The organism is Glycomyces sp. L485, from assembly GCF_022548875.1.
Taxonomy (GTDB): domain Bacteria; phylum Actinomycetota; class Actinomycetes; order Mycobacteriales; family Micromonosporaceae; genus Glycomyces.
The window spans coordinates 1-905 of record NZ_JAKZEW010000087.1 but is presented as its reverse complement, the minus strand read 5'-3'; the positions used below and the strand labels follow the sequence as shown (position 1 = coordinate 905).

Genomic DNA, 905 nt, shown 5'->3' with positions numbered 1-905 from the left:
GATGTTGGTCGCGGTGATCGAGTAGACGTACCCGGTGGAGCGTTCGAACGCGGTGAGTTTCTTCGCTTGGCGGCGTGAGGGACGGCAGCGGCGCACGATCAGCCGCAGGTGCCCGGGCCAGTCGGGCCGGGTGTTCAGGCCGGTGAGCTCGGCGATCTCGTACCCGGGCGTGGCCGCACCGTCGGTGGCGACCGCGACCGACCAGACCGTCTCGGGCAGGGCCCCTATCGCGGCCTCGTCGGCGCTCGTGATGGTCCAGCCGACGGTGTAGACCAGGCGCCGGATCGCGGTGTTCAACGCTTCGAGGTGTTCGATGAGCGCGTGTGTGGCCCCGGCGCCGTCGATACGGACCATGATCTTCCGATAGCCGGCCCGCGGCGACTGCTTCAATGCGCAGGTCAGGACCGTGACGTGGTCGGCAGCGTCGTTCGAGCCCGCATTCCCTGCCCTGAGCATCATGGCCAGGGCCTCGAACGTGTTGGCGCACCACGCCGCGAGCGGGTGATGTCCATAGGATCCCTTGAACGTCCCGGCAGCGCCTTCCTTGTTCGAGGAGGCTTCGACGATCGTGGCGTCCATGTCGATGACGATCCACCCGGTCAGGGTCTTCCCGGCGAGAGCGATCCAGGGGAAACCCTGTTCACGCTCGGCCAGCAGCGCCCACACGAGGCGGCGTGCCTTCGCGCGGGCGGTCGCGATCCGCCGCGCCACGCGGTCGTCGATCCCGTCCAGCAGCCGCCAGATCGTGGAGTCCGACCCGCCCGCAAGCCCCAGCGGCCCGTGATGGTGGGCCATCCGCTCCGCGGCACTGATGCTCGTCGCGCCCAAAACGATCGCGCACGCCAGATAGATCAGCGAAGCCGCCCGGTCGATCCGGTTCACCGCTGCCGCGACCGGAAAGCACG

General features: G+C 68.8%; 1 protein-coding gene. It reads right to left on the bottom strand.

What is annotated here, in order from left to right:
* Positions 1-905, bottom strand: a 905-nt coding sequence (locus tag L0U85_RS20130; protein WP_241379555.1) for a transposase, incomplete at both ends; no start/stop codon positions are given.